Below are 20,666 nucleotides of genomic sequence, written 5' to 3'. Positions count from 1 at the left end.
TTGCGGCCCGCAACCAGTTCGCCATAATGTTCGGCGAGCGCTTCGACGCTTGAGTATCTGAAACCGCATGGACCGGGCCAGATACACAAAGTTCAGGACACTCCCTTGACAGGTATCTCATTGCGCCTTTAGCCTTCGACATGTGCAAGGCAACTGCGCCGAGACGCACCCATCCGACAACTTCGACATAATGGCATCTCCGCCCTGGGCACTCGCTGCCTCAGGGCCGTTTTCACATGGACAGGAACTTGGACCGCATCCCGCTTCAGATCGGCCTTCTGTTCTCGACCGAGGGGCCCTATGCCACGGTCGCGCAGGCGCTCCTGAACGGGGCGATGCTAGCCTGCCGGCAGGTGAACGCCGATCCGGCCCTGCCCCTGCGGCTGGAGCCGTTCCATGTCAACCCCCGCGGGCGGCTGGACGATTACCGCGCCGGGATCCAGGCGATGCTGGACCGAGGGATCACCCATGTCTGCGGCTGCTACACCTCCTCCAGCCGCAAGGAGGTCCTGCCCATCGTCGAGAAGCGCGATGCGCTGCTGTGGTATCCCAGCCATTACGAGGGCTTCGAAACCTCGCAGAACGTGGTCTACACAGGGTCGTCGCCGAACCAGCACCTGACGCCGCTGATCGGCTTCCTGCTGGGGGAATACGGTAGAACGGCCTATTGCATCGGGTCGAACTATATTTGGGCATGGGAAAGCAACCGCGTCTTCCGCGAAGGGATCAACCGGCTAGGCGGACAGATCGCGGCCGAACGCTATGTGCCCGTGGGCGAGACCGACCTGAACCCCTATGTCCGCGAGATCCTAGCGCTGCGGCCAGATTACATCTTCAACTCGCTGATCGGCTCATCCTCCTATGAATTCCTGCGCCGCCTGCGTCGGGCCAGCGCCGCGGCCGGAATCGACCAGCCGCGCGACATGCCGGTGGCAAGCTGCACGCTGTCTGAACCCGAACTGCACGCCATCGGCCCCGATGCGGCGGACGGGCAGATCACCTCCAGCGTCTATTTCTCGTCCTTACGGACAGCGCAGAATGCCGACTTCGTCGCGGCCTATCGCCAGGCCTTCCCGAAGGGTCCGGTCGCCTGCGCGGACGCCGAGGCCAGCTATATCGCCATCCACCTGCTGGCGCGTGCCGTTGCGCGCGCGGGGGGTCAGGGCGTGGCGCAGGTTCGCGCCGCCGTCACCGCCTGCGAATTCGACGCGCCGCAGGGGCCGGTGCGGATCGACCCCGACACCATGCACGCCTGCCTGACGCCGCATATCGGCGTCTCGCGTATGGATTGCGAATTCGACGTGCTGATCGAAAGCCCCGCGCCGGTGAAGCCCGACCCTTACCTGGTGCAATGGTCGCGCAGCATGGAACTGCCCTCTCCGCCCTCGCATCTGAGGATCGTGACATGAAACAGCCTCGCGTGACGCAGAATTTCCGCGACTTCCGAGCCTTGATCGTGACCTCGGACAGCCGCGCCGCAAGCACGCTGCAAACTGTGCTGCCGCGCCTTGGTCTGACAGTCGATAGGATCAGCCAGACCCTGCCTGTCGCACCCGCGCCCGGCCCACGCGTTGTCTTCATCGACGGCGACATGGCGCTGCCTCCCGTAGGCGAGGAACCCGGAATGCCCGCGGATTGCGCCATCGTGGGCCTTGTCGGTTCCGAGGCCCCCAGCCGTCTGCGCGGCCTAGTCAGCCTTGGCGCGCAGGCCTTCCTGACCAAGCCGGTTCACAGCGGGTCGGTCTATTCCGCGCTGTTCCTGGCAGTCAATTCCTTCAACCGCAACATGGCGATGCAGGCCAGGGTCGAGGAACTGATGCAGCGCCGAAAGGGCCGTGCCCATGTCCTGCACGCCGTGACCACCCTGGTGCTGCGCGAAGGCATCGGCCCCGACCAGGCCTATGACCGCCTACGCCGCAGCGCCATGCACGCCCGCCAGAGCGTCGAGGACTTCTGCGAAGCCCTGCGCGCATCGAATTGCAACGAGGACGAAGAAGCCTCCCCCCCTGAAGAAAGGCGACGCCGGGCCTGACGCCCACGTCACGAACCGACAAGGAGTTGTACATGTTGAAAACATCGAGAAGCGCCATTTCCGCGCTTGGGATCCTGTTGCTTGCAAGTGCCGCCTTCGGGCAGAACGGCGAGCCGATCAGGCTGGGCGTGCTGGAGGACCAGTCCGGCGATTTCGCCCTTGCCACCATCGGCAAGGTCCATGCGATCCAGCTTGCGGCCGAGGAGATCAACGCCGCGGGCGGCATCGACGGACGCCCGCTGGAGCTGGTCGAATACGACACCCAGTCCGACAACACCCGTTATCAGGAATTCATGCGCCGGGTGCTGCAACGCGACAAGGTGGATGCCGTCTTCGCGGGCTTTTCCTCGGCCTCGCGCGAGGCTTACCGTCCAATCGTCAACCAGTTCGACGGCTTGGCCTTCTACAACAACCAGTATGAAGGCGGCGTCTGCGACGCGAACATGATCGTGACCGGCGCCGTGCCGGAACAGCAGTTCTCGACCCTGCTGCCCTACATGATCGAGACATACGGCCCCAACGTCTACACCATCGCCGCCGACTACAACTTCGGCCAGATCTCGGCCGAATGGGTGCGCAATATCGTTGCCGAAAACGGCGGCACCATGGTGGGCGAGGAGTTCATCCCCCTGGGCGTGTCGCAGTTCTCGCAGACGATCCAGAACATCCAGGGGGCGAAGCCCGACTTCGTGGTGACGCTGCTGGTGGGCACCGCGCAGGCGTCCTATTACGAACAGGCGGGGGCCGCGAACCTGAACCTGCCGATGGCGTCCTCGGTCAACGTGGGCCAAGGCTATGAACACAAGCGGTTCACCCCGCCTAGCCTCAAGGACATGTATGCGACCGTGAACTATGTCGAGGAAATCGACAGCCCGGCCAGCAAGGAGTTCGTCCAGAAGTTCCGCGCCAAGTTCCCGGACGAGCCGTATATCAACCAGGAGGCCAGCAACTCCTATGCCGCCGTCTACCTCTACAAGCAACTGGTCGAGCGGGCGAAATCAACCGACCTAGCCGAGATCCGCAAGATCATCGCCGAAGGCGATGTCTGCGTGGACGGTCCCGGCGGCCAGATGTGCATCGATCCGAAAAGCCAGCACGTCTCGCACACCATCCACCTGGCGCATGTCACTGAGGACCATTCGGTCAAGTTTCCCAAGAAATGGGATGCGATCCAGCCCTATTGGCTGGGCCAAGCGGGCTGCGATCTAACCAAGGGCGATCCCAGCGAACAATACACCCCATCGAACCCGCCCCCCGCCAACGGCTGATCCGCGCATTGTCCGGGCGGTCCCGACCCGCCCGGACGCCATCAATCAAAGGGCCGCCTTGTGGACATCTTCAACCTGATCTTCAGCTTTCTCTACCAGTTCGGCGACGCCTTCGCCTTCCTAGTGCTCAGCGCCTGCGGGCTGGCCGTGATCTTCGGCATGATGGGCGTCATCAACCTTGCCCATGGCGAATTCATCATGTGCGGGGCCTATGTCTCGACCAGCGCGGTCCATGCGGGCGTGCCCCTGCCGCTTGCCATCGTCGCCGGTGCGATTGCATCGGCCGTTGCGGGGATGATCGTCGAACTGGCCGTCATCCGCCCGCTGTATCAGCGCCCGCTGGACACCATCGTCGCGACCTGGGGCATTTCCATGATCGTGACGCAAGGCACGCTGATCGTCCTCGGGCCCAGCATGCAGGGCGTGGGCACGCCCTTCGGCAGCTTCACGATGGGCGGCTATTCCTATTCCGTCTACCGCGTCATCCTGATGATCGCCGCGCTTGGCACGCTGGCCCTGCTGTGGCTGATGTTCACCCGCACCCGGTTCGGCCTGCTGTCGCGCGCCACCATTCAGGTTCCCCATGTGGCCGAGGCGATGGGCGTCAACACCAGCCTGATCTACAGCCTGACATTCGGCCTTGGCGCGGGGCTGGCTGGGCTGGCTGGGGGGCTTTACGCGCCCACCATGACGCTGGTGCCCACGATGGGCGCATCCTTCATGGTCGAGGCCTTCGTCACCGTCGTCGTCGGCGGGGCCGACATCTTCCTGGGCACCGCACCCGCTGCGGCCATCCTGGGCGTCATCAAGGCCGCACTGACCGGCTGGCAGGGACAGCTTGCAGGACAGATCGGCCTGCTGATCGCGGTCATCATTGTCATCCGCATCCTGCCGCGCGGGATCAGCGGCAGGATCCTGAAGGAAAGGGCCTGAGAATGGCCGCTCAATCCCGGCTGCGCAGCGCCCTGCGCCTGATCGAGGGGCCGCAAACCATTGGTCGAGGCCCGAGGTTCTGGGTGGGCTTCGCAATTGTCCTGGCCTGCGCCTGCGCCTATCCGATCTTCGCCGACAGCTATGACGTCGGTAACAACGTCTATTTCTTCAACTGGCTGTTCATGGCCATGGGCCTGTCGCTGATCTGGGGCTATGGCGGATCGCTGAGCTTCGGGCAGACGGCGTTCTTCGGCATCGCGGGCTATTGCTATGGCGTGCTGACGATCAATCTGGGCGATGCCTATGGGCTGACGCTGCTGTCGCTGGTCATAGCCGTGGGCGTCAGCGCAATCCTGGCCGCCGTACTGGGCTATTTTCTGTTCTTCGGCCGCATCAACGGGGTGTTCCTGGGCATCGTGTCGCTGTCGGTGACGCTGGTGCTGGAACGCTTCATGGCGCAGACCGCCGGGCCGCAATGGGCCATAGGTTCGGCCCGGCTGAACGGGTTCAACGGGATGGGCGGCATGCCCTCGCTGACGATCCCCTGGCCCGGCGGAGACATCGCGCTGTTTCCCGACCTGCCACTGTATTACCTGACGCTGGCGCTGCTGGTGATCGTCTATCTGGCGTTGCGGATGCTGGTCAATTCGCGCTTCGGCAACGTGCTGGCCGCGATCCGCGAAAATCCCCAGCGGGCCGAGATGCTGGGCTATGACATCCGCAAGTTCCAGCTGGCGGGTTTTGTGATCGGGTCGGCGCTCGCGGGTCTGTCAGGGGTGCTTTACACGTCCTGGGGGAACTACATCACGCCCGCCTCGATGGGGATGACGGCGGCCGCGCTGCCCATCGTCTGGGTCGCGGTCGGCGGGCGGGGCGACCTGACCACGACGCTGGTGGGCACACTGGCCGTGCTAATCGTGTTCCAGATGCTGACGATCCACGGCAGCCAGTATGCCTTGGTCGTGATGGGCGTCCTGCTGGTCATCACCGTCCTGGCCGCGCCGCGCGGCATCGTCATGGGCATCGTGGATGCCGCTGGCCACCTGACCCGCAGGAAGGAGGCGCGCTGATGGCCATTCTGGAAACCCGCAAGCTGAACAAGCATTTTGGCGGCCTGCATGTCACCGGCAATGTCGATTTCGCCCTGCAACCGGGCGAGATGCATTGCCTGATCGGCCCGAACGGCGCCGGGAAAAGCACCTTTTTTCGCCTGATCCTGGGCGAACACCAGCCTGACAGCGGCCAGATCCTGTTCGCGGATCAGGATATCACCCGCGCCAAGCCGTTCCAGCGCATCCGCAAGGGCATCAGCGTCAAGTTCCAGGTGCCCGGCATCTTCAAGGATCTGGCCACCCGCCAGAACCTCGTCATCGCCCTCCAGCACCATGTCCCACCCCAAGCCCTGACCGAGGAAGTGGACCGGCTGCTGGAATTCCTGAAGCTGTCGAAGGATCACGCGCAGCTGGCGGGAAACCTGAGCCATGGACAAAAGCAGTGGCTGGAGATCGGCATGGCGATCGCGCTGAAGCCGCGCCTTCTGCTGCTGGACGAACCCACCGCCGGGATGACCCCGGACGAAACCCATGCCACAGGCGAAATGCTGCACCGGCTGAACGCAGGTGGGATGACAGTGCTGGCAGTCGAACACGACATGACCTTTGTGCGCCAGATCGCCCACCGGGTAACGGTGCTGCATCTGGGCAAGGTCTTCGCCCAGGGCAGCATCGACGACATCACCGCCGATCCCCGTGTCGCCAAGATCTATCTGGGAGAGGTCGATGCCTAAGCCCCTTCTTCAAACCGTCGCGTTGAACGGAGGATATGGCGGCAAGCCCGTCCTGCAAGGCGTCGATATCGATGTGAACGAGGGCGAGATCGTCGCCATCATCGGTCGCAATGGCGTGGGCAAATCCACACTGATGAAAACGCTGATCGGGCTTCTGCCAAGCCAGCGTGGGGCGATCCGGGTAAAGGGCCGACAGGTCGACGGCCTGTCCGCCCACCGCCGCGCGCGCCTTGGCATCGGCTATGTCCCCCAAGGCCGCGACGTCTTTCCCCGCATGACCGTGCTGGAAAATCTGCTGGTCGGCGAGTCGATCTCCGGCCGCAAGCTGGATGGCAAGCTGGCGGAGGTCTATCACTACTTCCCCATCCTGCAGGAGCGCGCCGGCCAGCGCGCGGGCACCCTGTCGGGCGGCCAACAGCAGCAGCTTGCCATCGGCCGCGTGCTGATGGGCGGGCCGTCGCTGGTCCTGCTGGACGAACCCTCGGAAGGCATCCAGCCCAACATCGTCCAGTCGATCGCCCAGATCATGGTCGATCTGAACGCGAAATCCGGTGTTGGCGTCGTCTTTGTCGAACAGAACATCGACATGATCCGCGCCATGGCGCAGCGCTGCTATGTCATGGACAAGGGCCGCATCACCGCTGCGCTGACCCGCGCCGACCTGGAAGATCAGGACCGCATCCGCAGCTACCTGTCCGTCTGACTCCCCTCCAAGAAAGGTATTCCCATGAGCTGGTTCGAAGACTCCATCATGGCCCGCAAGGCCGTAGCCAGGGGCGAGGCGCGCACGGAGGCCTCGCTCACCGAAGCGCAGCAGGGGCGTTATCACTACGTCTACAGTGCGGCGATCCCGCCGGCGCTGACGATCGACCCCGGCACGGTCGTCACCTGCGAAACCCATGACGCCTTCGAGGGCGCCATCACCCGGGAATCTGACAAGCCGACCGAGAAACTGAACTTCCCGTTCCTGAACCCGCAGAACGGGCCGATCTGGGTCAATGGCGCGGAAAAGGGCGACACCATCGCCGTCCATATCGACAGCATCGTCCCGCGCGGGCCCCAACCCCGAGGCACCACCGTCATTATGCCCGAATTTGGTGGGCTGGTGCCGACCGCGGACACCGCCCTACTGACCGCCCCTTTGCCCGAGCGCGTGCGTAAGCTACATGTCACGGCCGAGGAAGGCACCGTCTGGAACGACCGCATCACCTTGCCCTACGAGCCCTTCATTGGCACCATCGGCACCGCCCCGCAGATTGAGGCCATCTCATCCCTGGTACCCGACTATTACGGCGGCAATATGGACCTGCCGGACGTGGCGCCGGGCGCGGTCGTCTATCTGCCCGTCCAGACCGAGGGCGGGTTCCTGTTCCTGGGCGACTGCCACGCCGCGCAGGGCGACGGCGAATTGTGCGGCGTCGCCATCGAACACCCCACCGTCACCACCGTGCGCGTCGATCTGATCAAGGGCTGGACCATCAGGACCCCGCGGCTTGAGAATGAAAGCTTCTACATGACCATCGGATCCTCGCGTCCGATGGAGGACGCCGCCCGCGGCGCCTATCGTGAGCTGATCCGCTGGATGGCCGCAGACTTCGGCTTTGACGAGATCGACGCCTACATGCTGCTGACCCAATGCGGCCGCATCCGGCTGGGCAACATGGTGGACCCGAAATACACCGTCGGCGCATCGGTCCTGAAATCCATCGTGGGGATTGCGCAATGAAGCACATGCTTCTCCCGCAGGGCGACCTGACGGTCGCCGGGATCCGCGACGGCCTGGCCAGCGGCGCCTTTACCGCCGAGGCGCTGACCCGTGCCGCCATCGCCCAGGTGCAGGCGACGAACGGCACGTGGAACGCGATCATCTTCGAAAACCACGCCGCGCTGGAAACGGCCCGCGACATCGACCGCCGCATCGCGGCGGGAAAGCCAGTGGGCGCGCTGGCGGGCGTGCCCGTCGTGGTCAAGGATCCCATGGACATGGTGGGCTTTCCCTCGACCGCGGGCTGGCGGCTGCTTTATTCCGGCGCGGGCGGCGTCGATCTGATGCCCGGACGCGACAGCCCCGTGGTGGCGCGGATGCGGGCTGCCGATGCGGTCATCATCGGCAAGACCAATGTCCCGATCCTGAGCTGGACAGGAACCCATGCCAATGACAGCTGGGCCGGGCCGACGATCAATCCGGCCGCACCCGACCGTGTACCGGGCGGCTCCAGCGCCGGGTCGGCAGCGGCGGTCGCGGCACATATGGCGGTGATCGGGCTGGCCGAGGAAACGGGCGGCTCGATCCAGAACCCGGCCTCGGCGCAGGATCTGGTGGGCGTCAAGCCGACGATCGGGCTGGTGCCGAACGCGGGCGTGGTGCCGCTGTCGGCCAACCGCGATGTGGTCGGACCTGTCGCCCGGACAGTGGCGGACGCCGCCGAGTGCCTGACGGTGCTGGCAGGCTTCACGACTGAGGATCCGAAGACGCTGGCATCGGTTGGCAAGATCCCGGCGGGCGGCTATGCGGCGGGACTGTCCGCCGACGGGCTGCGCGGCAAGCGGTTGGGCCTCTATGGTCCGGGCTGGCGGCCGGACGCTATGTCGGAGGAGGCCGCGCAGCTTTACGAACGGGCCAAGGGTGAGCTGGCTGCGGCGGGCGCGATCCTTGTCGAGGATCCCTTTGCCGGCACCGACTTCGCCAGCCTGCGCCAGATCACACCCGGAACGCCCTTCTTCGACGGGCGCGGGCTGGAGTCGCTGCCTTATGACATGACCTGCTATCTGCGCCGCCTCGGGCCCAAGGCCGCGCTGAAATCATGGGACGACTTCGTCGCGGCCAGCGCGTCCGAGGATGTCCTGGCCAAGGGCGCAATCCTGGGCTATCTGCACGAGCTGCCCGACTTTGCGCCCTGTCTTGCCGATCCCGAGACGCCCCCGGCCCTGCCCGCCTTCACCGAACTGAAGCGGCGCTATCTGGAACTGCTGGACCAGGTCTTTGCGGAACACGATCTGGACGGGCTGGTCTATCCGCAGATGCTGAACGAACTGCCCGAACTGCATTCCGGCAAGGCGATCCGCGAAACCACTGTGGGCGAGCTGAACATCGCGGGGATCCCGGGCATCACCGTTCCTGCCGGATACTACGCTTCGGGCGCGCCCTTCGGCCTGATCTTCCTTGGCCTGCAATGGTCCGAGGCGGAACTGCTGAACCAGGCCCATGCCTATGAGCAATCGACGGGGCACCGCAAGCCGGCCGTCTAATTCGACGACATGAAAATTCAAGGCGGGCGGGACATCCCGGCCCCCGGCAGAACGGAATCTCCGTTCATGGCCAACGCACGGAACAGCTGCCCAGTCACGGACTGCCCATGTTCCATCCTTGGTTTTTCCAAATGGCACCAAAACGGGCACCACGGGAAAAACCAGCCGTTTTCATGTCAAAAACAATATTCTCGATTTCAAATAAAATGCCATCCTGATTCTGCAATCATGCTTGAGGGACACTGGCAGATGATCATCAAAAGACGGCAATTCCTTCGGTCCACCGGCGCCGCCGCGCTGTCGCTGGCGGCACCCCTGGTCGCGCGCGCAGCGGCGGACACGATCAAGGTGGGTGGGCTGCACGACCTGTCCGGCGCCCTGGATCTGGTCGGCATCCCGATGAACCAGGTCTTCCAGATGGCCATCAAGGAGATCAACGAAGGCGGCGGCCTGCTAGGCCAGCAGGTCGAGGGCGTCGTCTATGACCCGCAGTCGAACATGTCGCTTTATTCGCAATACGCGACGCAGATGGCGCTGAAGGACCGCGTGGCGGTCGTGATGGGCGGCATCACCTCGGCGAGCCGCGAGACGATCCGGCCGATCTTCCACAAGTTCCAGACGCTCTATTTCTACAACACGCAATACGAAGGCGGCGTCTGCGACCGCAACGAGATCACCATCGGCACCACCCCGGCCCAGACGGTCGCGCGGATCATTCCCTATGCGACGGGCCTTTACGGCAAGAAGGTCTATATCGTCGCCGCCGACTACAACTATGGCCACATCACCTCGGCTTGGATCAAGCGCTATGTCGAGGAACAGGGTGGCGAGGTCATCGCGACCGAGTTCTTCCCGCTGGACGTAGCCCAGTTCGGCTCGACCATCTCGAAGATCCAGGCGGCCAAGCCCGACTTCGTCTGCTCGGCCATGGTCGGCAGCTCGCACCTGGGCTTCTACCGGCAATGGGCGGCCGCCGGGATGAAGGAGCAGATCCCGATGATCTCGACCGTGCTGGGCGCGGGCGGCAACGACCAGATCGTGCTGACCGCCGCCGAGGGCAACGGCATCCTGTCTTCCTTCGGCTACTTCGAGGCCGTGGACAATCCGCAGAACAAGGCCTTCCTGGAGCGGATCAAGGCGGAATACCCGACCAATACCCCGATCATGTCCGAGATTTCGGAATGCACCTACGAGGGGATGATGATCTGGGCCGACGCGGTGCGCGAGGCGGGCTCCATCGAACGCGACGCGGTGCTGGAGGTGATCGCCCAAGGCAAGACCTATGACCTGCCCGCGGGCAAGGTGAAGATCGACCCCAAGACCCATCACGCGATCCGCGATGTCTATATCGCCGAACTGCAGGACCAGGCCTTCGTCATCAAGGAATCCTTCCCGGAATCCCAGCCTGCCGACACGCAGATGGTCTGCGACCTGATCGCCGATCCGAATGCGAACAAGCATTACGAGATCAGCCTGTAACCGAAAGGGGACCGACGCATGGATTATGCGATCATCGTCGCATTGGAGATGATCCGGGCCGTCGCCTGGCTTGTCCTTCTGGCGGCGGGGCTTGCCATCATCTTCGGGATGATGCGGGTCATCAACTTCGCCCATGGCGAATTCCTGATGCTCGGAGGATATACGGTCGTCGTCTCGACCGGGGCGGGCGTGAACGAATGGGTCGCGATCCTGCTGCTGGCCCCTCTGGTCGTGGGCGTCTTCGGCGTCATCGTGGAACGGCTGGTGATCCGGCAGCTTTACGGGCGGATGCTGGACAGCCTTCTGGCGACATGGGGGCTGTCGATGCTGATGATCGGCGGCGTCACCCTGATCTTCGGCAATACCGTCCAGGGGGTCGCCACCCCCTTTGGCGGGGTCCGCATCGGCACCTACCAGATGCCGGTCTACAACTTCGTCCTGATCTTCTTCGCGGCGGTGATCCTGCTGGCGGTCTGGGCGGCCCTGAAATTCACCCGCGCGGGACTGATCGCGCGGGCGACCATGCAGAACCCGAACATGGCCGAGACGCTGGGGATCCGTACCACGCTGGTCTACATGGCGACCTTCGGGATCGGATCCGCCGTGACCGGGCTTGCGGGCGGGCTGCTGGCGCCGGTGACGGGCGTGGTGCCCGCCATGGGCGCCAGCCTGGTCGGGCAAAGCTTCATCACCGTCATCACCGGGGGCGCGGCCGTCATCACCGGAACGCTGTCCTCGGCCACGATCCTGGGGTCGATCAGCCAAGGCACGACCTTCTGGGCGGGGCCGGTCTATGGCGATGCCGCCTTGCTAATCGTGGCGCTGATCCTGCTGCGGATCCTGCCTCAGGGCATCACAGGCCGCATCTTCAAACGCGCATTGTAAGGAGCCATCGGGATGGAAAAATCACTGACGCGCGATCCCGGTTTCTGGATCATGGTCGCCATCGGGCTGGCCCTGATGATCCTGGGACCGATCCTGATCGACATGTTCACCATCATGCAGATCACCCAATACGTGGTCCTGTCGGTCTTCGCGCTGTCGCTGGCCTATATCTGGGGCTTCGGCGGCATCCTCAGCTTCGGGCAGGCGGCCTTCTTCGGCCTGGGCGCCTATACCTTCGCGGTGTCGGGGATTAGCATGGACGACACGACGGTGCCGCTGCTGCTGTCCTTCGCGATCCCTGCCGCCTTCGGGGTCGCGCTTGGCTATTTCATGTTCTACGGCAAGCTATCGGACGTCTATCTGGGCGTCGTCACCATGGTCGTCACGCTGATCTTCTGGAAGCTGGCGAACCACACGGCCGGCCCCGAATACTCGATTGCGGGCGTCCGGCTGGGCGGCTTCAACGGCATCCCCTCGATCCCCACGATCAACATCCCCGGCCAGCCCGACGCCTGGCTGGATCCGGCGCAGCTGTTCCGCTTCTTCATGGCGGTGCTGGTCATCGTCTATGTCGCGCTGCGCATCCTGATCGCATCGGATTTCGGCCGCATTTCGATCGGGATCCGGGAAAACGAGACGCGCGCCTCGTTGCTGGGCTATGACATCCGCCGCCACAAGGTCATCGTCTTCGCCATCGGATCGGGGATCGCGGGGCTGTCGGGGGCGATGTGGGCGACCTACCAGTCCTTCATCGACCCCAACGCCTTCAGCATGGAAATGTCGGCCAAGGCGCTGATCTGGGTCATGGCCGGGGGCGTCGGCACGCTGCTGGGCCCGATCCTGGGCGTCATCGGCCTGCAATGGCTGACCCTGCAGATGGGCATGGTCGATTTCCTCAACAGCCTGGTCGTGCTGGGCGCGATCATGATGGTTCTGGTCCTGGCTTTGCCCAAGGGCCTGGTGCCGACGTTCAAATCCCTGGCCATCGACGGCTGGACGCTGTGGCGTCGCGGTCGGGGGGTCGGCGGCAGCGTGAAGAAGGTTGCCTCGGATGACTGACGTAACACGGGACGACGGCTATCGCATCCTGCGCACACGCGGCCTGACCATGCGCTTTGGCGGCGTGACGGCGGTGGACAATGTCGATTTCGACCTGCGCGACGGCGAACTACGTTGCCTGCTGGGGCCGAACGGGGCCGGGAAATCGACCTTCTTCAAGTGCCTGACCGGCCAGCTTGTGCCGTCCGAAGGTCAGGTGCTGCTGAAGGAACAGCCCGTCACGGGCCTGAACACGCATGAGATCGTCAACATGGGCGTCGGCATCAAGACGCAGATGCCCAATGTCTTTGACGGGATCACTGTCTATGAAAACGTGCGCCTGTCGGCCCGGCGCAAGCACACGGCCCGGATCGCCCGCGACGTGGCCGAGGCGACCATCGAGAAATGCGGCATCCGCCACTTGATCAAGCGAGAGGTGGGCCAGCTTGCCCATGGCCAGCGGCAGTTGGTCGAGCTAGCGATGGTGCTGGCGGCCTCGCCCGACCTGATCCTGCTGGACGAACCGGCGGCGGGCATGACGGGCGACGAACGCGACCGACTGGCGCAACTGGTGCTGGAGGCGGCGCGAACCGCAGCTGTGATCGTGGTGGAGCACGACATGCAGTTCATCCGCCAGATCGCGAAATTCGTCACCGTCTTCAACCGTGGCGCCATCTTCCGCGAGGCGATGATCGACGAGATCATGCGCGACCGCGCGGTTCAGGAAATCTATCTGGGGAAACAGGCCGATGCCGTTGCTTGAGGTGAAGGGGCTGTCCGCAGCCTATGGTCTGGTGCCCGCGCTGCACCGCGTCGATTTCTATGCCGACCGGGGCGAGGTCGTGGGTATCCTGGGCCATAACGGCATGGGCAAAACGACCCTGATGCGCGCCATCATGGGCTTCGTGAAGGTCACGGGCGGAGAGATCGCCTTTGACGGCCAATCGGTGCTAGGCCAGTCCGTCAATGCCCGCGCCCGCGCTGGCATCGGGCTGGTGCCACAGGGACGCGAAATCTTTCCCAACCTTTCGGTCGAGGAAAACCTGCAGGTGGGCATCGCGGGCGCGGGCGGCGACATCGCGGGCACGGTGTCAGGGGTGCTGGAGTTGTTCCCTCGCCTCAAGCGCCTGCTGGACCGCCGCGGCGGCGCGCTGTCGGGCGGGGAACAGCAATTGCTGGCCCTCGCGCGCTGCCTGTGCCGCAAGCCCAGGCTGATGCTGCTGGACGAGCCGACCGAGGGGATCCAGCCCTCGATCAACGATGAAATCTCGGAAACCCTGCAGGAACTGACCCGCAGGCAGGACATCACCATCGTTCTGGTCGAACAGAACCTGGATTTCATCACCGGGCTCGCGCAGCGGGTCTATGCGATCTCAAACGGCGTGCTGGACAGGCAGATCCCGCGCGAGCAGCTGACCGACAGCCGCGCCGTCAGCGAGTTCATGGGCTTCGTCACCGCCTGACCCCGACACATCAACCCCATCGCGCGATCCGGTACCCCGGCGGCACCGGGCCTGCGCCACACGACCACCAACGGAGAAGCGAATGCCTGTGAAACTGCCCAGTGACGCGCAACTGGCCCAGGTGGCCGAAGGCCTGGGCTTCAACCTGTCGCCCCAGGATGTCCTGTCCTTCAGGGGCCTGATGGAAGGCTATGTCAAGGCCTACAACCTCGTGGACCGGATGCCGGACCACCTGCCCCCCGTCGATTATCCCCGCACCCCAGGCGTCCAGCCCGCGCCCGAGGAGAACCCCCTGAACGCCTGGTATGTGAAGACTACCGTCACGGGGTCTGACACCGGCAAGCTGGCGGGCAAGACCGTTGCCTTGAAGGACAACGTGATGCTGGCGGGCGTGCCGATGATGAACGGCTCCTCAACGCTGGAGGGCTATGTCCCGAATGTCGATGCGACCGTCGTGACGCGCCTTCTGGACGCGGGCGCGACCATCCTGGGCAAGGCGCATTGCGAATGCTTCTGCCTGTCGGGCGGCAGCCATACAGGCGCCAAGGGCCCGGTACGCAACCCCCATGACCCGTCGCGGTCGGCGGGCGGATCGTCGTCCGGGTCGGGTGTGCTGGTCGCCACGGGCGAGGTGGACATGGCCATCGGCGGCGACCAGGGCGGCTCGATTCGCATGCCCGCGTCCTTTTGCGGCATCGTCGGCATGAAGCCCACGCACGGGCTGGTTCCCTATACCGGCATCGTTCCCATCGAGATCTATGTCGATCACACCGGCCCGATGACCGCCACCGTCGCTGACAACGCCCTGATGCTCGAGGTGCTGGCTGGACCTGACGGCTATGACAGCCGCCAGATCGGCTGCCGGATCGCCGCCTATACCGAGGCCTTGGGCAAGTCTGTTTCCGGCATGAAGGTCGCCATCCTGACCGAAGGCTTCCAGCAGCCCGGCGCCGAGGAGGCCGTGAACGCCAAGGTCTGCGAGGCCGCCGACCGGCTGGCGGCCCTGGGCATTACCGTGGACGAGGTGTCGATCCCCATGCACCTGCAGGGCGCCGCGATCTGGAGCCCGATCGGCCTTCAGGGCCTGACCCAGACGATGATGCTGGGCGATGGCTATGGCACCAGCCGCCAGGACCTCTATGTCACCAGCTTCATGGATTTCCACCGCAACTGGCGGCAGCGCGCGGACGAGTTGTCGGAAACGCTTAAGCTGTCGATGCTGTTTGCCCAATATGCCGACGACATGCACGGCAAGCGGTTCTACGGCAAGGCGATGAACCTCAGCCGCAAGCTGCGGGCGGCCTATGACGCGGTGCTGGCGGAATACGACGCCATCATCATGCCGACAACCCCCATGACCGCGACGCCGCTGCCCGAACCGGGCGCCAGCCGCGAGGAGATCGTGCTGCGCGGCTTCGAGATGATCACCAATACCTGCCCCTTCGACATCACCCATCACCCCGCGATCAGCCTGCCCTGCGGCAAGGTCGAGGGCCGCCCCGTCGGGCTGATGATGGTGGGCCGGATGTGGGACGAAGGCACACTCTACACCCTTGCCGACGCTTTCGAAAGATCGGGGGACTGGCGTGAGTGGTGATCCCTTGCTGCTAGTGTCGATCCTTGGCCATGCCGGGGACCGCGAATGGCACGACCGCCTGCACGCGATGGAGCATCGTGGCCAGGTCGAGGTCCTCGCCATCCCCGAGGCGGAGGCCGCGCGCAAGCGGATGCGCGTGACATCCGACCATGGCCGCGACTGCGCCATCGCGCTGTCGCGCGACCAGGCGCTGTCGGACGGGGCGGTGCTGTATTGCGACGACCGGCTGGCCATCATCGCCCGCGTGGACGGAGCGGCGCGGCTGCTGCTGACGCCCGCCACGGTGGATGACGCGCTTAGGCTAGGCCATTGGTGCGGCAACCTGCACTGGAAGGTGGTGTTCCTGCCCGGCGCCATGCAGGTCGTCCTGGAAGGCCCTATGCAGCGATACCTGGACCGGCTGCGTGATCTGCACGGGCTGGCCGATTTCACCGTCGATGCCCCGCATGACCGCTGACGCGCTTCCCCTACTGACGGCCATGCACCTGGCCGACAGCAGCTTTCCATCGGGGCTTTTCGCCTTCTCCTGGGGGCTGGAGGCTGCCTTGGCCGAAGGCCAGGCCGATCCGCGCAATCTGGCGGGTTGGATCGGTGCCGAACTGCATGGCCGCTGGCATCCGTTCGACCGGGTGGCCTTGGCCGGGGGCTGGCGGCTGGAGGGCACGACGCTGACTGAATGGGACGCGCTGGTCGATACCTCGATACCGGCCGAGGCGCAGCGTCAGCAGTCCTTGCAGGCGGGCGCGGCTCTTGCGGCCTCGGCGCGGCGCATCGGCCTGCCGCTTGAGGACGGCCATGCGCCCGTCGTGCATGGCCGCTTCCTGCGCCTGTCCGGGCTGGATCTGCCAGGTGCGTTGGCGGTGTCGGCCATGGGAATGGCGCGGGGGCTGGCCTCGGCCGCGGTCCGGCTGGGCCGCGTGGGCGCGGTCGGCGTGCAGCGCGACCTGCTGGCGCTGCTGCCCCATATTGCCGCGCTGACAGATCCGCCCGGGCCTGGCGACCTGCCTGCTAGCTTCGCCCCAATTTCCGACATTGCGCTGATGCGGCCGCTGGTCTCGCGGCTGTTCGTGAACTGAAAGGACCGCCATGCACCTAACCCCTACGGAACTGGAGCGGCTGACGATCTTCACCGCCGCCCAACTGGCCCGCCGCTATCTGCATCTTGGCATCCGCCTGGCCCATCCGGAGGCGGTGGCCTATCTGGCCGACGAACTGCTGACCCTGGCCCGGCAGGACGTCCCCCATTCGCAGATCGTGGCCCATGCCGCGACGCTTCTGACCGCCGACCAGGTCCAGCCCGGCGTGGCGCATCTGCTCAAGACCTTCTCGGTCGAGGTGTCGATGGCAGAGGGCACCAAGCTGGTCACCGTCTTCGACCCGATCCAGCCCGCCCCTGACGACCCGGTCCCCGGCGAGGTCATCCCCGAGGAGGGCGAAATCACCCTCAATGCAGGCCGCGAAAGCAAGATGATCGAGGTCCTGAACACCGGCGACCGCACCATCCAGGTCCGCAGCCATGCCCATTTCTTCGAGGTCAACCGCGCCCTGCGCTTCGACCGCCGCGCGGCCTACGGGATGCGGCTGGACCGGCCCTCGGGGGGGGGAATGCGCTTCGACCCCGGCATCGCCAGGCAGGTCACGCTTGTGCCCTATGCCGGCGCGCGGCGCATCTACGGCTTTGCCGGGCTGGTCGAGGGACAGGCCGAGGACATGCGCGAGGCCGCGATTACACGCGCCACGGACAGGGGGTATCTGTGAAGATCAGCAGGCGTGATTACGCGGCGCTATACGGGCCGACCACGGGCGACCGGGTGCGGCTGGGCGACAGCGCCCTCCTAGCCCGGATTGAGGCCGACCATACCCATTATGGGGACGAACTGACCACCGGCGCGGGCAAGGCCATGCGCGACGGGGAGGGATTCTGCACCACTGGCACGGCAGCCAAGGGCGCGTTGGACATGGTGATCCAGAACGCGGTCATCATCGACGCCGAACTGGGCATCATCAAGGCGGATATCGGCATCCGCGACGGGCTGATCGTGGGCATCGGCAAGGCGGGCAATTCCGACATCATGGCGGGCGTGACGCCGGGCATGCTGACGGGGCCGAACACCACGGTGGTCCACGGAGACCGCCATTTCGTCACCGCCGGCGCGGTCGAGGCACACGCGCATTTCCTGTCGCCACAACAAGCCCATCATGCGCTGGCCGGCGGCACCACGACCATGATCGGCATGTCGCCGGGACCGAACTTCGATGTCTCCTGTTCAGGGCCGCTGACGCTGGGGCGGCTGATCCTGGCCGCCGACGAATATCCGCTGAACTTCGGCTTCCTGGGGCGCGGCTGCTCGGATCCGGGAGCGGTGGCAGAAAGCGTGGCGGGCGGCGCGCTTGGCGTGAAGATCCACGAGGATTTCGGCGCCTCGCCCGCGGTCATGGACGGATCGCTGCGGGCGGCGGATGCTGCCGACTTCTCGGTCCACCTGCATACCGACACGATCAACGAATTTGGCTTCTACCAGGACACGATGGCCGTCATCGCGGGCCGCACGATCCACATGTATCACACCGAAGGCGCAGGCGGCGGCCATGCGCCCGACATCTTGGCCGTGAACGGCTTTGCCAATGTCCTGCCGTCATCGACGAACCCCACCAACCCCTTCACCGCCCCCGCGTTGGAGGAAGGGGTGCCCATGACCATGCTGGCCCACATGATGAGCTTCGACCTGATCGAGGACGTGGCGTTTGCCGAAGCGCGCATCCGCCCCCAGTCCATGGCGGCCGAGGATCTGCTGCACGACATGGGTGCGATCTCGATCTTCGCGACCGACACGCAGGGCATGGGCCGCTTGGCCGAGAACGTGGCGAAATGCTGGCAACTGGCTAGCGTGATGAAGGACCGGGTAGGCCCTCTGCCCGAAGAGCCGTTCCCCGGCGCCGACAATGCGCGCATCCTGCGATACATTGCCAAGCTGACCATCAACCCGGCCATCGCCGCAGGCATCGACGCGCATGTGGGGTCGGTCGCGCCGGGCAAGATGGCCGATCTGGTCCTCTGGCCATTTGCCTTCTTCGGGGCCAAGCCTGCAACCGTGATCAAGTCGGGCACCATCGTCTGGTCCACGATGGGCGACGGCAACGGCAGTTTTGTCGGATCGGAACCGATGATCCACCGGCCCATGTGGGGATCGCTGGGATCGGTCAGGCACCGGCTGGGCGTGACCTTTGTCAGCCGTCTGGCCATTGAGGCCGGAACCCATGCCCGGCTAGGCTGCCTGAAGCCCTTTGTCCAGATCGCCTCGGTCCGCGCGCTGACCAAGGCGGACATGCGCCTGAACGATGCGCTGCCCCGGGTTGAGGTCGCCCCCCAGACCTTCGAGGTGCGCGCCGATGGCCGCCTGCTGACCTGCGAACCGGCAAGGGAGGTGCCAATGTCGCGTCGGTATTTCCTGCGATGACGGGCGTGGGCAAGACCGCAGCGCGAGTGGGCATCGGCGGGCCGGTCGGATCGGGCAAGACCGCCCTGATCGAGGCGATCCTGCCGCATCTAGCCGCGGCGGGCATCGACACCGCCGTCATAACCAACGACCTAGTGACGGACGAGGATGCCGAGCGTCTGCGCCGCGGCGGGCAACTGCCCCCGGAACGCGTCATGGCCGTCCAGGCCGGGGCCTGCCCCCACACCGTCATCCGCGAGGATCCGACGCTGAACATTGCCGCCGCCGACCGGCTGGAGCGTGACTTTCCAGGCCTCGACCTGATCCTGATCGAAAGCGGGGGCGACAACCTGGCCTCGACCTTCTCGCCCGATCTGGTGGATTACTGGATGTTCGTGATCGACGTGGCGGGGGGCGACGACATCCCGCGCAAGAAGGGGCCGGGAATCCTTCAGGCGGACCTGCTGGTCATAAACAAGGTCGATCTGGCCCCGCATGTCGGCGTCGATCTGCCGCTGATGCTGGGTCAGGCGCAGACGGTTCGCGGCGGGCGCCCGGTCATCGTGACCGTCTGCCGCCGCGATCAGGGCGTGGCTGACGTGCTGGATCTGTTGCGGCGCGAGGTGCTGTTCCAGTGAAGGATCATGCCTGCCCGCAGCCTTGCCAGTTCGATTTGCGCGTGGGCCGGGGCCGCGACGGCGGCACCGCGATCCTGTCGCGCCATGTCGCCTGGCCCTGGTCGCTGCCGCGCGGCTTTCGGCTGGCGGGGCGCGACGGCCCGCTGACTGTGCTGCCGCAGGCCGCGGGCGCGGCGCTGCTGCCCGGCGACCACTGGCGCCACCGTATCGCCCTTGAGAACGGGCATCTTCATCTTGTCACTGCGGGCGCGGGGCTGGCGCATTCGGGCGGGCCGGCGCGGGTGGACTGGCAAGTCCGGGTCGCAGCGGGCAGGCTGGCGATGCTGCCCGACCCTTGGGTGCTGTCGCCCGGCGCGCAGATGCACCAGCGGCAGAACATCGACCTTGGCCCCGGTGCCGAACTGGCCATGATGGACGGGTTCTGCCTGCGCGGCGGTGAGGCCACCTGGCGGTCGGAAATGGTGATCCGCCGCGAGGGTCGCGTCCTGCTACGCGACGACCAGCGGGCCGATCCCGACCAACTGGCGCGGATCGCGGACCTGCCGGGCGAGTTGAGGGCCTTCGGGCAGATCCTGCTGGTGACGGAGAGGGCGCGGCCCGGCATCGGTCCCGGCCCTTTGAAAGGGAACGGGGTTTGGGCGGCCGCGTCGGTCCTGCGCGGCGATGCCGGGATCCTGGTCCGGCTGGCCGCGGTCTCGGGCGGCGCCTTGTCTGCCGCACTGGACCAGTGGCGCGCGCGGCTGCGCGCCACCTTCTAGGGTCAGGACCCATTGATTGTGACCTTGATCGGTGCTTCAGGAGGGCACAGGAGGCCCCACTGATGAGCAATCTTTTCTGGCTGAGTGACGCGCAGATGTCGCG

The 20,666-nt window shown here is 65.3% G+C and carries 21 protein-coding genes; all 21 read left to right on the top strand.

The window, feature by feature from the left end:
* The first annotated feature begins 236 nt into the window (after nucleotides 1-236).
* The 21 genes from ACTJI6_RS21045 to ACTJI6_RS20945 all read left to right on the top strand — a co-directional run bounded on the left by ACTJI6_RS21045 (nucleotide 237) and on the right by ACTJI6_RS20945 (nucleotide 20,563).
* Nucleotides 237-1,409, top strand: a complete 1,173-nt coding sequence (locus ACTJI6_RS21045) for a transporter substrate-binding domain-containing protein (protein ID WP_440803387.1) — start codon at nucleotides 237-239, stop codon at nucleotides 1,407-1,409.
* Nucleotides 1,406-2,032: an ANTAR domain-containing response regulator gene (locus ACTJI6_RS21040; RefSeq protein WP_440803385.1), complete on the top strand. Its 627-nt coding sequence runs from the start codon at nucleotides 1,406-1,408 to the stop codon at nucleotides 2,030-2,032. The genes ACTJI6_RS21045 and ACTJI6_RS21040 overlap by 4 nt, the downstream gene beginning before the upstream one ends.
* 32 nt (nucleotides 2,033-2,064) lie before the next feature.
* Nucleotides 2,065-3,300, top strand: coding sequence for an urea ABC transporter substrate-binding protein (locus tag ACTJI6_RS21035; protein WP_440803383.1), 1,236 nt, complete (start codon nucleotides 2,065-2,067; stop codon nucleotides 3,298-3,300).
* A gap of 60 nt (nucleotides 3,301-3,360) precedes the next feature.
* Nucleotides 3,361-4,233 (top strand): ABC transporter permease subunit, encoded by an 873-nt coding sequence (locus ACTJI6_RS21030; protein ID WP_440803381.1) that lies wholly within the window; start codon nucleotides 3,361-3,363, stop codon nucleotides 4,231-4,233.
* Nucleotides 4,234-4,235: 2 nt separating this feature from the next.
* Entirely contained in the window at nucleotides 4,236-5,303 is a 1,068-nt protein-coding gene (locus tag ACTJI6_RS21025; protein WP_440803379.1) for an ABC transporter permease subunit, read from the top strand.
* Complete coding sequence (locus tag ACTJI6_RS21020) at nucleotides 5,303-6,019, top strand: ABC transporter ATP-binding protein (RefSeq protein WP_440803377.1); 717 nt, start codon at nucleotides 5,303-5,305, stop codon at nucleotides 6,017-6,019. The genes ACTJI6_RS21025 and ACTJI6_RS21020 overlap by 1 nt, the downstream gene beginning before the upstream one ends.
* A complete protein-coding gene (locus tag ACTJI6_RS21015) occupies nucleotides 6,012-6,722 on the top strand; it encodes an ABC transporter ATP-binding protein (protein ID WP_440803375.1) in 711 nt (236 codons plus the stop codon). Before ACTJI6_RS21020 ends, ACTJI6_RS21015 begins: the two co-directional genes overlap by 8 nt.
* A gap of 24 nt (nucleotides 6,723-6,746) precedes the next feature.
* Nucleotides 6,747-7,745, top strand: a complete 999-nt coding sequence (locus ACTJI6_RS21010) for an acetamidase/formamidase family protein (protein WP_440803373.1) — start codon at nucleotides 6,747-6,749, stop codon at nucleotides 7,743-7,745.
* A complete protein-coding gene (locus tag ACTJI6_RS21005; protein WP_440803371.1) occupies nucleotides 7,742-9,268 on the top strand; it encodes an amidase in 1,527 nt (508 codons plus the stop codon). The genes ACTJI6_RS21010 and ACTJI6_RS21005 overlap by 4 nt, the downstream gene beginning before the upstream one ends.
* 249 nt (nucleotides 9,269-9,517) lie before the next feature.
* Nucleotides 9,518-10,747 carry an urea ABC transporter substrate-binding protein gene (locus ACTJI6_RS21000; RefSeq protein WP_440803369.1) on the top strand — a complete coding sequence of 410 codons (1,230 nt, stop codon included), beginning with the start codon at nucleotides 9,518-9,520 and terminating at the stop codon, nucleotides 10,745-10,747.
* Between the two features lie 18 nt (nucleotides 10,748-10,765).
* Entirely contained in the window at nucleotides 10,766-11,632 is an 867-nt protein-coding gene (locus ACTJI6_RS20995) for a branched-chain amino acid ABC transporter permease (protein WP_440803367.1), read from the top strand.
* Nucleotides 11,633-11,644: 12 nt separating this feature from the next.
* Nucleotides 11,645-12,691 carry an ABC transporter permease subunit gene (locus ACTJI6_RS20990; protein ID WP_440803366.1) on the top strand — a complete coding sequence of 349 codons (1,047 nt, stop codon included), beginning with the start codon at nucleotides 11,645-11,647 and terminating at the stop codon, nucleotides 12,689-12,691.
* A complete protein-coding gene (locus tag ACTJI6_RS20985) occupies nucleotides 12,684-13,433 on the top strand; it encodes an ABC transporter ATP-binding protein (protein ID WP_440803365.1) in 750 nt (249 codons plus the stop codon). The genes ACTJI6_RS20990 and ACTJI6_RS20985 overlap by 8 nt, the downstream gene beginning before the upstream one ends.
* Complete coding sequence (locus tag ACTJI6_RS20980; RefSeq protein ID WP_440803363.1) at nucleotides 13,420-14,133, top strand: ABC transporter ATP-binding protein; 714 nt, start codon at nucleotides 13,420-13,422, stop codon at nucleotides 14,131-14,133. Before ACTJI6_RS20985 ends, ACTJI6_RS20980 begins: the two co-directional genes overlap by 14 nt.
* 82 nt (nucleotides 14,134-14,215) lie before the next feature.
* Nucleotides 14,216-15,730, top strand: a complete 1,515-nt coding sequence (locus tag ACTJI6_RS20975; protein ID WP_440803362.1) for an amidase — start codon at nucleotides 14,216-14,218, stop codon at nucleotides 15,728-15,730.
* Nucleotides 15,720-16,187 carry an urease accessory protein UreE gene (locus ACTJI6_RS20970; protein ID WP_440803361.1) on the top strand — a complete coding sequence of 156 codons (468 nt, stop codon included), beginning with the start codon at nucleotides 15,720-15,722 and terminating at the stop codon, nucleotides 16,185-16,187. The genes ACTJI6_RS20975 and ACTJI6_RS20970 overlap by 11 nt, the downstream gene beginning before the upstream one ends.
* Nucleotides 16,177-16,806, top strand: a complete 630-nt coding sequence (locus ACTJI6_RS20965) for an urease accessory protein UreF (RefSeq protein WP_440803360.1) — start codon at nucleotides 16,177-16,179, stop codon at nucleotides 16,804-16,806. The genes ACTJI6_RS20970 and ACTJI6_RS20965 overlap by 11 nt, the downstream gene beginning before the upstream one ends.
* Nucleotides 16,807-16,816: 10 nt before the next feature.
* Nucleotides 16,817-17,488 (top strand): urease subunit beta, encoded by a 672-nt coding sequence (locus ACTJI6_RS20960; protein WP_440803358.1) that lies wholly within the window; start codon nucleotides 16,817-16,819, stop codon nucleotides 17,486-17,488.
* Nucleotides 17,485-19,188, top strand: a complete 1,704-nt coding sequence (ureC, locus tag ACTJI6_RS20955) for an urease subunit alpha (RefSeq protein WP_440803357.1) — start codon at nucleotides 17,485-17,487, stop codon at nucleotides 19,186-19,188. Before ACTJI6_RS20960 ends, ureC begins: the two co-directional genes overlap by 4 nt.
* Nucleotides 19,185-19,805 carry an urease accessory protein UreG gene (gene ureG / locus ACTJI6_RS20950; RefSeq protein ID WP_440803356.1) on the top strand — a complete coding sequence of 207 codons (621 nt, stop codon included), beginning with the start codon at nucleotides 19,185-19,187 and terminating at the stop codon, nucleotides 19,803-19,805. Before ureC ends, ureG begins: the two co-directional genes overlap by 4 nt.
* Entirely contained in the window at nucleotides 19,802-20,563 is a 762-nt protein-coding gene (locus ACTJI6_RS20945) for an urease accessory protein UreD (RefSeq protein WP_440803355.1), read from the top strand. The genes ureG and ACTJI6_RS20945 overlap by 4 nt, the downstream gene beginning before the upstream one ends.
* Nucleotides 20,564-20,666: the final 103 nt, after the last annotated feature.

Origin of the sequence: Paracoccus sp. 22332 (genome assembly GCF_052045125.1) — a bacterium.
GTDB lineage: Bacteria > Pseudomonadota > Alphaproteobacteria > Rhodobacterales > Rhodobacteraceae > Paracoccus > Paracoccus haematequi_A.
Note: the sequence above shows the minus strand (reverse complement) of the source record. Positions and strands in the feature narration are given on the sequence as shown.

Coding starts and splice junctions, on each gene's coding strand:
- ACTJI6_RS21045 (WP_440803387.1), top strand. CDS start 237: ATGGACAGGAACTTGGACCGCATCCCGCTTCAGATCGGCCTTCTGTTC.
- ACTJI6_RS21040 (WP_440803385.1), top strand. CDS start 1,406: ATGAAACAGCCTCGCGTGACGCAGAATTTCCGCGACTTCCGAGCCTTG.
- ACTJI6_RS21035 (WP_440803383.1), top strand. CDS start 2,065: ATGTTGAAAACATCGAGAAGCGCCATTTCCGCGCTTGGGATCCTGTTG.
- ACTJI6_RS21025 (WP_440803379.1), top strand. CDS start 4,236: ATGGCCGCTCAATCCCGGCTGCGCAGCGCCCTGCGCCTGATCGAGGGG.
- ACTJI6_RS21020 (WP_440803377.1), top strand. CDS start 5,303: ATGGCCATTCTGGAAACCCGCAAGCTGAACAAGCATTTTGGCGGCCTG.
- ACTJI6_RS21015 (WP_440803375.1), top strand. CDS start 6,012: ATGCCTAAGCCCCTTCTTCAAACCGTCGCGTTGAACGGAGGATATGGC.
- ACTJI6_RS21010 (WP_440803373.1), top strand. CDS start 6,747: ATGAGCTGGTTCGAAGACTCCATCATGGCCCGCAAGGCCGTAGCCAGG.
- ACTJI6_RS21005 (WP_440803371.1), top strand. CDS start 7,742: ATGAAGCACATGCTTCTCCCGCAGGGCGACCTGACGGTCGCCGGGATC.
- ACTJI6_RS21000 (WP_440803369.1), top strand. CDS start 9,518: ATGATCATCAAAAGACGGCAATTCCTTCGGTCCACCGGCGCCGCCGCG.
- ACTJI6_RS20995 (WP_440803367.1), top strand. CDS start 10,766: ATGGATTATGCGATCATCGTCGCATTGGAGATGATCCGGGCCGTCGCC.
- ACTJI6_RS20990 (WP_440803366.1), top strand. CDS start 11,645: ATGGAAAAATCACTGACGCGCGATCCCGGTTTCTGGATCATGGTCGCC.
- ACTJI6_RS20985 (WP_440803365.1), top strand. CDS start 12,684: ATGACTGACGTAACACGGGACGACGGCTATCGCATCCTGCGCACACGC.
- ACTJI6_RS20980 (WP_440803363.1), top strand. CDS start 13,420: ATGCCGTTGCTTGAGGTGAAGGGGCTGTCCGCAGCCTATGGTCTGGTG.
- ACTJI6_RS20975 (WP_440803362.1), top strand. CDS start 14,216: ATGCCTGTGAAACTGCCCAGTGACGCGCAACTGGCCCAGGTGGCCGAA.
- ACTJI6_RS20965 (WP_440803360.1), top strand. CDS start 16,177: ATGACCGCTGACGCGCTTCCCCTACTGACGGCCATGCACCTGGCCGAC.
- ACTJI6_RS20960 (WP_440803358.1), top strand. CDS start 16,817: ATGCACCTAACCCCTACGGAACTGGAGCGGCTGACGATCTTCACCGCC.
- ureG (WP_440803356.1), top strand. CDS start 19,185: ATGACGGGCGTGGGCAAGACCGCAGCGCGAGTGGGCATCGGCGGGCCG.